Consider the following 9,287-nt stretch of genomic DNA (forward strand, 5'->3'; position numbering starts at 1 on the left):
GAGCGCGAGATCGTCTTCACCTTGGGTGCAGGCCAGGATACCGACGACGCCGGCAACCTGGTGCGTCGCTTCCGGGGATCTGCCGCCGCGCGTGGCGCGCTCGAAACGGTCTGGCAATACTGGCAGCACACGCTCGGTGCAGTGAACGTGGAAACACCCGACCAGTCCCTCAACATGTTGACCAACGGCTGGCTCTTGTACCAAACGCTGGCATGCCGCCTGTGGGCGCGCAGCGGCTACTACCAATCCGGGGGCGCCTTCGGTTTTCGCGATCAGTTGCAGGATGTAATGGCGCTCATCCACACCGAGCCGCGCCTCGTGCGTGAGCACCTCCTTCTTGCCGCAGGCCGTCAGTTCCCCGAGGGAGATGTACAGCACTGGTGGCATTCTCCTCAAGGCCGTGGCGTGCGCACACACTGTTCCGACGATTACCTCTGGCTGCCGTTGGCGATGTGCCGCTACGTCCGGAGCACCGGGGATTACGGTGTATTGTATGAGACCATCCACTTCCTTCAGGGCCGCCCGATAAACGAGAATGAGGATTCCTATTACGATCTGCCCGGCCGGTCTCAAGAAGCGGCCAGTTTGTATGAACACTGTGTAAGAGCCATCCAGAGAGGTCTCAACTATGGCGAGCACGGATTGCCGCTCATGGGCTCCGGCGACTGGAACGACGGCATGAACATGGTGGGCGCAGAGGGGAAAGGCGAAAGCGTCTGGCTCGCATTCTTCCTCTATGAAGTACTCATGAGGTTCATTGAGGTCGCGCGCATGCATGGGGACCTGCTCTTCGCCGAACGTTGTGAGAGAGAAGCAGGCACGCTGAGTCGGAACATCGAGGAGAATGGCTGGGATGGTGAGTGGTACCTCCGGGCTTTCTTCGATGACGGAACGCCCCTCGGTTCAGCGGGCAATCCCGAATGCCGGATCGATTCCATCGCGCAAAGCTGGTCTGTCCTGTCCGGGGCAGGGGGCGCCACGCGCTCACGCATGGCAATGGACGCAGTGGATAAGCACCTCGTGCGCAGGGACCACGCGTTGATCCAGCTTCTTGACCCGCCCTTCGACAAGTCGGATTTAAATCCCGGTTATGTCAAGGGGTACGTTCCCGGGGTTCGGGAAAATGGCGGGCAGTACACACATGGGGCCATCTGGGCCGCCATGGCCTTCGCTGTCATGGGTGACAGCAGACGGGCGTGGGAACTCCTTACCATGATCAACCCTGTGAATCATGGGGGATCAGCTAAAGGGATTGGAACGTACAAAGTGGAGCCCTACGTTGTCGCGGCTGACGTCTATGCAGTCCCGCCCCACATGGGTCGTGGCGGATGGACGTGGTACACGGGATCAGCCGGATGGATGTACCGGCTGATCGTGGAATCACTCCTGGGGCTGAGACTCGAAGTAGACAAACTGCATGTCGAGCCCTGTCTCCCTGCCGATTGGGAGGGCTTCACGGTGCACTACCGATACCGGGAGACCATCTACCATATAAAGGTCGTGCAGGGACACGCGGGCGAAGATGAGGGGAGTGTGACCGTTGACGGGGTCGTGCAACGGGAGCAGACGATTCCCCTGGTGGACGATCATCAGGAACACGCAGTCGAGGTGAGAATACCCGCCGACGGAATTGATTGATAAGAACTACCTTTTTTGTGGATGGAGTAGAAAAACGGCCTTGTGTGTCAATGAAATAATGACCACAAGATATGGTGGGGGATTCTTTTGATCATGAAAGTAATGTGCCGAGGCGGCCAACCTTCCGTCAGAGCGGTCCGATTTTTGACAGTTTCGCCATCTCTTGGCCATTTTCTGGCACAATTTAGACAGACGTCTCCGGCACGTTCAGGATACATGAGGCATCATGCCTGGATGTATTCGTCCCAGGAATATTCAGGGTTCCGATAGAGGTGTTTGTCATTCATTACCAATTGAAAGGATTTATACCTGCCAAAATCACCATGTGCTTTACTTCAGGAAGATATGCTCATTTAGCTTGGGCTCGGAAATGAAATACCCAAACCTTGCATGTTTCTCTTTTTAATAAATGAACATATCCAATGACAGGGGGCATCGCTTATATTTAAAGCTTGGATATCCTATCTTTGACCATGCTTATCGTTTACAGGAAAAAGGTATCGTTTGTGAAAGCATTCTCTGATTCTTCGCCGGTACATAAAGCGAACAGCACTGATAATAAATCTGTGCCGTTTTCTCCGTCTTCTCAATATAGTTCGTAGCGACGAGTGGTTTTTAGCGGAGGCATGATGGACCTGCGATGGACAGGAAATAGACTGGGTTTAAGAGTGAGAAGACTTCTATGAATTTTGGTTTTCATTATACTTTAGGAATTGGAAAAGAACAACGCTGATAAGGATCAGTCCGCCGACTAATGCAATGGCCAGGCCGAAATGTCCCGCGTCACCCAGGATGCCCATACCTGCCGGAATCAGTCCCGCTCCGGCCAGATAAGCAAAAAAGATGGTTATTGATATAGCGACATTCCGTGCATTTGGGGGACTGATGCCTGACAGCATGGTAAATCCGGCCGGGAAGAAACAGTTAGACAGCATCGGCTGGAGAAAAACCATGAGCAATACCCAGTCGCCCGGCACAATTCCCAAAAGAATCGTCATGATACCGTTAAATGTAAGGACGATTTTCATTGTCTTTTTCGGCCCTAAACGGTCCGATACCCATCCCGCAAAAAGAGCCATGATTATGGCAGGAATTCTCGATAATCCGAGAATGGTGTTCGCGTAGCTTCTTTCGAACCCTCTTTCAGCGACCAGGTAAAGGGGAAGCATACTGAATACACCCATACTTGTAGCTATGCCGACGCTGAAAAAAATTGCCATGATCCAGAATGACGGCTGCTTCATGAGCGCGTTAACATTTCCGAAATTGGGCGGCTCGCCTTTAAAATCCCCGCCCCTGCCCAGGCGAAAAAAGAGCAGCCCTAAAAGAATCGATGCCGCTCCTATGGCTGCGAGAACCCCTTGCCATGTATACCATTGGAGGAGAAACTCAGATATGAGGGGCGCAACAATGTAGGCAATGGAGGGGGCCATTTCATGAACGGCAATAGCCTTCCCCCAGTTACCGGCTTTTATTGAAGAAGTAATAACGGTAATCCCTGAAGGCAGGTAAGCCCCGGCGGCTAAGCCCAGAAAAACCAATCCCAGATTGATTGCCCAGTGGGTATTACCGGCAGCCATGGTGAGAAGTGCAGCACCTATGGCAACGGAAGACAAAGCTATCGTTTTTCTATGAGTAAGCCACCGGGACAGATATCCGGATCCCACAAGTGAGGTACAGTAACCAAGGGAAATCAACAGAAAGAAACTGCCTGCCCCCGCATGATCCAGTCCGAGATCGTATTCAATGGTCGGCATCAAGGGAGCGGGGAGTATTCTGGCAAGAAAGTTGAGAAAGAAGATGCCGGTTACAAGGAGGAGAAGACCCATTTTTGATCTAAACGATTGAGGAGTTTCATTCATGGATCCAAACCGCTCTCATTCTGTCAAAGACAGCCAGTGTGTCATACGGACTGTTTTTTCTTCCCGGCAAGTTGCATTATGACCTGTCGTTCTCTCGGGTGGTTGTCGAAATCAATAAAAACAACCTGTTGCCATGTTCCCAGTGCAAGACGCCCGTTGATCACAGGGATGGTGAGGGATGGGCCAAGCAGGGACGCTCTTACATGGGCGTGCCCGTTCCCATCACCCCATCGTTCATTGTGCCGGTAATATATGCTTTCCGGCGCGAGTCGCTCTATCGCCTCTTTCAGATCGCTGACAGCGCCACGTTCATATTCAATCGTCGTTATCGATGCTGTTGAACCGGGAACAAAAAGATGGACATACCCTTCCTCTATACCCGACGTTACAACTTTTTCCGACACCTGGCGGGTCATGTCGATAATATCGGTGTCACCGGATGTGGAAAAAGAAATAGTGGAAGTTGTTATTTCTATAGCCATACGCACTATATGCAAGGGAAGACGTTCTGTATTACCATCCGGAAATTCGATTTTACCTGATCGGCGCCATCCACGATTCCCATGTGACCGGGCAAGAGAGTCTCTACTTCAAGATCGGCAAGGGCCCTGATACTTTTTTTCAGAAGGGCACTGCTCCCTCCGGGAAAATCCGTCCTTCCCACATTCTGGCTGAATATCACATCCCCCGGAAAGAGGACCTTTTTGGCAGGCCAGTATAACCCTATGGAGCCGGGTGAATGTCCGGGGATATGGAGGATCTGAAAAGTTTCATCTCCCAGGGAAATCTCTCCTTCTTTCAGGATCAGATCGATTTTGACTTCGGGAGGATTCAAGCCGAACAGGTGATACAAACCAGCTCCCGCGCCATCCATGAACGCGATCTCATCTTCGTGGAGGGCTATTTTCACGTCGGAATCATTGAACAGTACAGATCCCTCGAAGTGGTCAGGGTGGGAATGGGTGTTGATGATGTATCGGATATCGTTTCTCGCAATCCCGTCCTGTTCCATGCTTTCCAGGAGATCGGGCAGATATGACTTCAAACCGGGATCTACGAGGGCCTTTACGCTACCGCCGATGTAGAAGCTATTGCAATTGTTGTCATAATAATTAGTCCATTCATACACATAAATGTCATCTGTGAATTTCATTGCTGCTCCTTTACCTTCGCGTAATTTCTTTAACAACGGGGGGCCGTCCATTGTGCCACCTTTGTTCAATACCAATTTATATGTAAAAAATAAAAGGCTAAAATTCAAATACCGAAGCGTCCGGTGTCATAAAGAACCTGCATGTTGTCCTTTTCGATTAAAACAGAAAATCCATGTTCCCCTCTAAGCTTTAATGAAAACGGCGTATAATTTTCTGAAAGAATTGTGATGCGCATATCAAATAAATTCCTTTTAAATCTTTATGGGATTAATTCCCCGAAGCCTGCTTCATTATGGTCATTCCCGCCTCCGCGGGAGTGACATGGTTTTTGACTTTTTACGAGTTCATTACATTTGAATCAATGTCATTGACTTAAGAATATTATCTTTATTCAAGTCCCCCTTTGTAAAGGGGGATTCAGGGGGATTTTAATTGCATTCCGTAAAATCTCCCCCAACCCCTCTTTAGAAAAGAGGGGGGTCAAAGTGCTTAAGTCAATGACATTGACATTTGAATAGTATCAGAAGATTTTATAATAAATCGAGAAAAAATGTTGACAAAACAAAATATAGTTGTTTCATACAACCATGAACAAGGAGATCAACCCGAACCATTCTGAAATTCTTTTGCTGATATCGGATCTCTGCCAGGCGGTTCGATACTGCCGGCAGGACGCCGTGTTTTATAAGGAGCAAAGCAGTGAGTCAACCTTGTTGTAACGTCAGAAAAAGCGAACCGGGCAACAACGATATGGGAAGGGAACTGCCTGTTTTACCCATGATAAATGAATGGCCGCAGACATGCGAGGATCAGGTAAGACTGCCCAGCCTTGAACAGCCCTTTGTCGTAGGTTCTGTCGAAACACCGATCGGACTGGCGCCGCAGGTCTCCTCTGCCTTAACATGGCAGGATCACTGGGGAACCGTTAAAGCCCGCTGGGGGGTCGGCCGTATGGATTATACCGTCCAGCCCGGCCTTTACGCCCTCGGGAACCCAGACAATCAGTCAAATGTGCTGGTGACGGCAAATTACAAAATGAGCTTTGACCGGCTCCGTGAAGCCCTTCCCGGTAGGGATGCCTGGCTGCTTGTACTTGATACGGATGGGATCAACGTATGGTGCGCCGCCGGCAAAGGGACATTTGGGACAGAGGAACTGGTGCGTCGAATCACGTCAAGCGGCTTGACCAAAGTCGTTTCCCACAGGGAACTCATTCTCCCCCAACTATCCGGCCCCGGTATTGCCGCCCACCAGGTGAAGAAATTTACCGGTTTCAGGGTTCATTACGGACCCATCCGGGCCTTAGATCTGCCCGCCTATTTGGAGGCCGGTCTCAAAGCAACACCGGGGATGAGATTAAAAACCTTCACACTGCGGGAGCGGGTTGTCTTAATCCCGATAGAGCTTGTGGCGGCATTCAAGGCGAGCCTGCTGATTCTTTTTGCGTTCTTCCTTCTGGGCGGTGTTGGAGGACCGGCCGAATACTGGACCAACACCATGAATTACGGTCTTTTTGCCGTTGTTGCCCTGTTGATGGCTATCCTGGCAGGCGCTGTCCTGACACCGATCCTGCTCCCTGTTCTTCCCGGAAGAGCTTTCTCGCTCAAGGGTTGTATCGTTGGCGTGGTCACTGCTCTGGGTCTCTTAATGATAAGGAATCCTGACCTTACCTTCTGGCCGGGCAGGTTCGAAGCACTGGCATGGCTTTTACTGGTTCCGGCTTTAACCGCATATCTTGCGATGAATTTTACCGGCGCTTCGACATACACATCTCTTTCCGGAGTTAAAAAAGAGATGCGCATGGCCCTGCCCCTGGAGATTGGAACCGGTCTTTCCGGACTTGGTCTCTGGCTGGTGTCACGATTGATCGCATAGGAGTTTTTAAATGGAAAGAATGCTCTATCTGAAGGATGTAGTAACGCTGAGTCTCAATGAGGAAAAATGTATCGGTTGCGGCATGTGCATCGATGTCTGCCCCCATGCCGTCATCGGCATGAACGGTTCAGAACGTGCGTGGATACAGGACAGGGATGCCTGCATGGAATGTGGAGCATGCAGCCGGAATTGCCCAACGGAAGCAGTTTCTGTACAGGCAGGAGTAGGCTGCGCCGCCGCCGTTATCAACAGCATACTGGGGCGAGATCCCTCTTCCTGCTGCTGTACCATAGAACCATGTGAGCAAACCGGGAAACAGAAAAAGGCCTCATGCTGCTGATTGTTAAAAGCAGCCTCTGCATTCGGATTCCGATACCAATTATCGGAAGAAGACCTTAACCATTCGTTTTCCCTTTTCACAGTAGATTTCTTCAGTAATTCATGATAGTAAAAAAACATTGCATGTGATGTCAGAAATATAAATTCATAAATTCTTTAACCCCCTATGAGGGTACGATGGACTGATTACTGAAACCCCGTTTCTGAAAAAGAACACGGGGTTTTGTATTTTTATGAAATTTATCACATTAATTCATCTACGAGTTTTTATAAGGAGGTCATTATGAGTAACTTGTTGGTAAACACGAGAGATCAGCAATTTGTCCTTTACGAGCAGCTCGGTTTAGAAAATCTTTTCAAAAGCGGTAAGTATGCGGATTATTCCAAAGAAACCGTAGATATGATGCTGACGGAAGCGGAAAAGATGGCCCTGGAAGTGATCCTCCCGACCTATGTTGATGGGGACAGGGAAGGATGCACATTTGCGGACGGAAAAGTTTCCGTGCCGAAAAGTTTCCACGAGGCATACAGGAAGTTTATTGAAGCAGGCTGGCAATGCTCCACGAAAGATCCCGAGGTAGGGGGGCAGGGAATGCCGGTAAGTGTTTTCACTGCGTGCTTTGAGCTTTTTCAGGCCGCCAACTATCCCTTCATCATGTATCCCATGCTGACCTGCGGCGCCGCCACACTTATTGAATGTCACGGAGCGGAAGAACAAAAGAATAAATACATGCACAGAATGTTTTCCGGCGAATGGGGGGGTACCATGTGCCTTACGGAGCCCAGCGCAGGGACCGATGTGGGCGCCCTGAAAACGAGGGCGAAAAAATTACCCGACGGAACATACAGTATTACGGGAACAAAGATATTTATCTCCGGCGGAGACCATGACCTTTGCCCGAATATCATCCATCCCGTTCTTGCCAGAATCGAAGGAGATCCTCCGGGAACGAGGGGCATCTCCATTTTTCTCGTTCCCAAATACCGGGTAAACGATGACGGCAGCCTGGGTGAATTCAATGATGTGCGTACCGGAAATATCGAACATAAAATGGGGATCAAGGGTTCCGCCACCTGCACCCTCAATTTCGGCGACGAGGGCAAATGCATCGGAGAACTCCTCGGAAAAGAGCGATCCGGGATGGCGATCATGTTCCAGATGATGAATGACGCCAGGCTTGAGGTCGGTGTGCAGGCGCTCGGCGTTGCGACGGCGGCGTATGAACATGCGGTCGCCTATGCCAAGGAAAGGATTCAGGGCGTCGCCATATGGGACATGAAAAACCCCGATGCAAAGCCCGTACCTATTATCCAACATCCCGACATCAAAAGGACGCTTCTCTGGATGAAGGCGCATGTGGAAGGAATCAGGGCGTTGCTTTATTATACCGCCTACTGCTTTGACATGGCGGCTGTTTCAGCAACCAAGATAGATAAAGCAAAATGGAATGGAATGGCGGAGCTTTTGATCCCGATTTGCAAGGCTTATTCCTCGGATAAGGCCATGCTGATCTGTTCAAAAGCCATCGATGTGTACGGCGGATACGGATATTGTTCCGAATATCCCGTTGAACAGTATTTAAGAGACTGCAAAATAACAACCATCTACGAGGGAACAAACGGTGTTCAGGCCCTTGATCTCGTCGGCAGGAAACTGGCGCAGAGAAGAGGCGAATTTATGATGAGCCTGTATAGCGAAATATACAGCATCATAACAAAGAGTAAGGGGTTTGAGGATCTTACCGTACCGTGCAACTACCTGGAAGAGGCCCTGAAAGCCGTGTCCGATCTGACAACGCATTTTTACCGGCTGAGCCGCGGCGCCAGCTTTTTGATCCCCGTCCTCAACGCAACTCCATACCTCGAGCTTTTTGGCGACATTGCCGTCGGATCACTGTTAATGCAGGCGGCCACGATAGCGAATGAAAAGGTGAATGCCATCTACACGGAGAAGGACGCAAAAGGATCAAAGGCAAAACAGCGGGCACTGATCCGTGAAAACAAGGATGTTGCATTCTATAACGGGAAGATTGCCGCTGCCAAATTCTTTGCACTGAATATTCTGACCACCGTCAAGGCCAGGTGCGAAGCGATAAAGATCGGAGACAGGACGCCCATTGAAATAGCTGAAGAGTCATTCACGATATGAAAAAACATGATCGTCTTGGAAAGCTGCCTTTCGCAGCTTTCAAGCGCTAATCATTATTGACGACATCGTAAAAAGTCATTCTTAGTGTAAGGCGTTAAAATAATTTAACATTTGTGCATATTTGTCTTTACACTGTTTCCCGAAAATGGTATGAATCATGTTAAATATTAAAGACATAGGTGCTGATGCCATGATTCATGTCCGCGATCACAAAACGCCCTACCTTTTTGACCCCTGGGACTACCTGGGGCCCAAAAGACGCAGGCTTTT

At 49.9% G+C, this 9,287-nt stretch carries 7 protein-coding genes; 4 read left to right on the plus strand and 3 right to left on the minus strand.

The genetic code is table 11. The features are described from left to right. A partial coding sequence (locus tag NTW12_00075; protein ID MCX5844751.1) for a cyclic beta 1-2 glucan synthetase occupies nucleotides 1–1,638 on the plus strand: 1,638 nt, incomplete at its 5' end. A 680-nt stretch (nucleotides 1,639–2,318) separates the two neighbouring features. Here NTW12_00075 and NTW12_00080 read toward each other — a convergent pair. From NTW12_00080 to NTW12_00090, 3 genes are read right to left on the minus strand one after another with little or no spacing between them, the layout of a single operon-like run. Further along, nucleotides 2,319–3,500 carry an MFS transporter gene (locus NTW12_00080; GenBank protein MCX5844752.1) on the minus strand — a complete coding sequence of 394 codons (1,182 nt, stop codon included), beginning with the start codon at nucleotides 3,498–3,500 and terminating at the stop codon, nucleotides 2,319–2,321. Between the two features lie 41 nt (nucleotides 3,501–3,541). Then, entirely contained in the window at nucleotides 3,542–3,976 is a 435-nt protein-coding gene (locus NTW12_00085; GenBank protein ID MCX5844753.1) for a secondary thiamine-phosphate synthase enzyme YjbQ, read from the minus strand. 11 nt (nucleotides 3,977–3,987) lie between these two features. Next, nucleotides 3,988–4,653, minus strand: a complete 666-nt coding sequence (locus NTW12_00090) for an MBL fold metallo-hydrolase (protein ID MCX5844754.1) — start codon at nucleotides 4,651–4,653, stop codon at nucleotides 3,988–3,990. Between the two features lie 778 nt (nucleotides 4,654–5,431). Between NTW12_00090 and hgcA the strand changes: the two genes are divergently transcribed. The 3 genes from hgcA to NTW12_00105 all read left to right on the plus strand — a co-directional run bounded on the left by hgcA (nucleotide 5,432) and on the right by NTW12_00105 (nucleotide 9,017). Continuing rightward, nucleotides 5,432–6,529, plus strand: a complete 1,098-nt coding sequence (hgcA, locus tag NTW12_00095) for a mercury methylation corrinoid protein HgcA (protein MCX5844755.1) — start codon at nucleotides 5,432–5,434, stop codon at nucleotides 6,527–6,529. A gap of 10 nt (nucleotides 6,530–6,539) precedes the next feature. Then, nucleotides 6,540–6,869 carry a mercury methylation ferredoxin HgcB gene (gene hgcB / locus NTW12_00100; protein ID MCX5844756.1) on the plus strand — a complete coding sequence of 110 codons (330 nt, stop codon included), beginning with the start codon at nucleotides 6,540–6,542 and terminating at the stop codon, nucleotides 6,867–6,869. A gap of 282 nt (nucleotides 6,870–7,151) precedes the next feature. Continuing rightward, nucleotides 7,152–9,017, plus strand: a complete 1,866-nt coding sequence (locus tag NTW12_00105; protein MCX5844757.1) for an acyl-CoA dehydrogenase — start codon at nucleotides 7,152–7,154, stop codon at nucleotides 9,015–9,017. Nucleotides 9,018–9,287 lie beyond the last annotated feature (270 nt).

The organism is Deltaproteobacteria bacterium (assembly GCA_026388545.1).
Classification (GTDB): domain Bacteria; phylum Desulfobacterota; class Syntrophia; order Syntrophales; family UBA2185; genus JAPLJS01.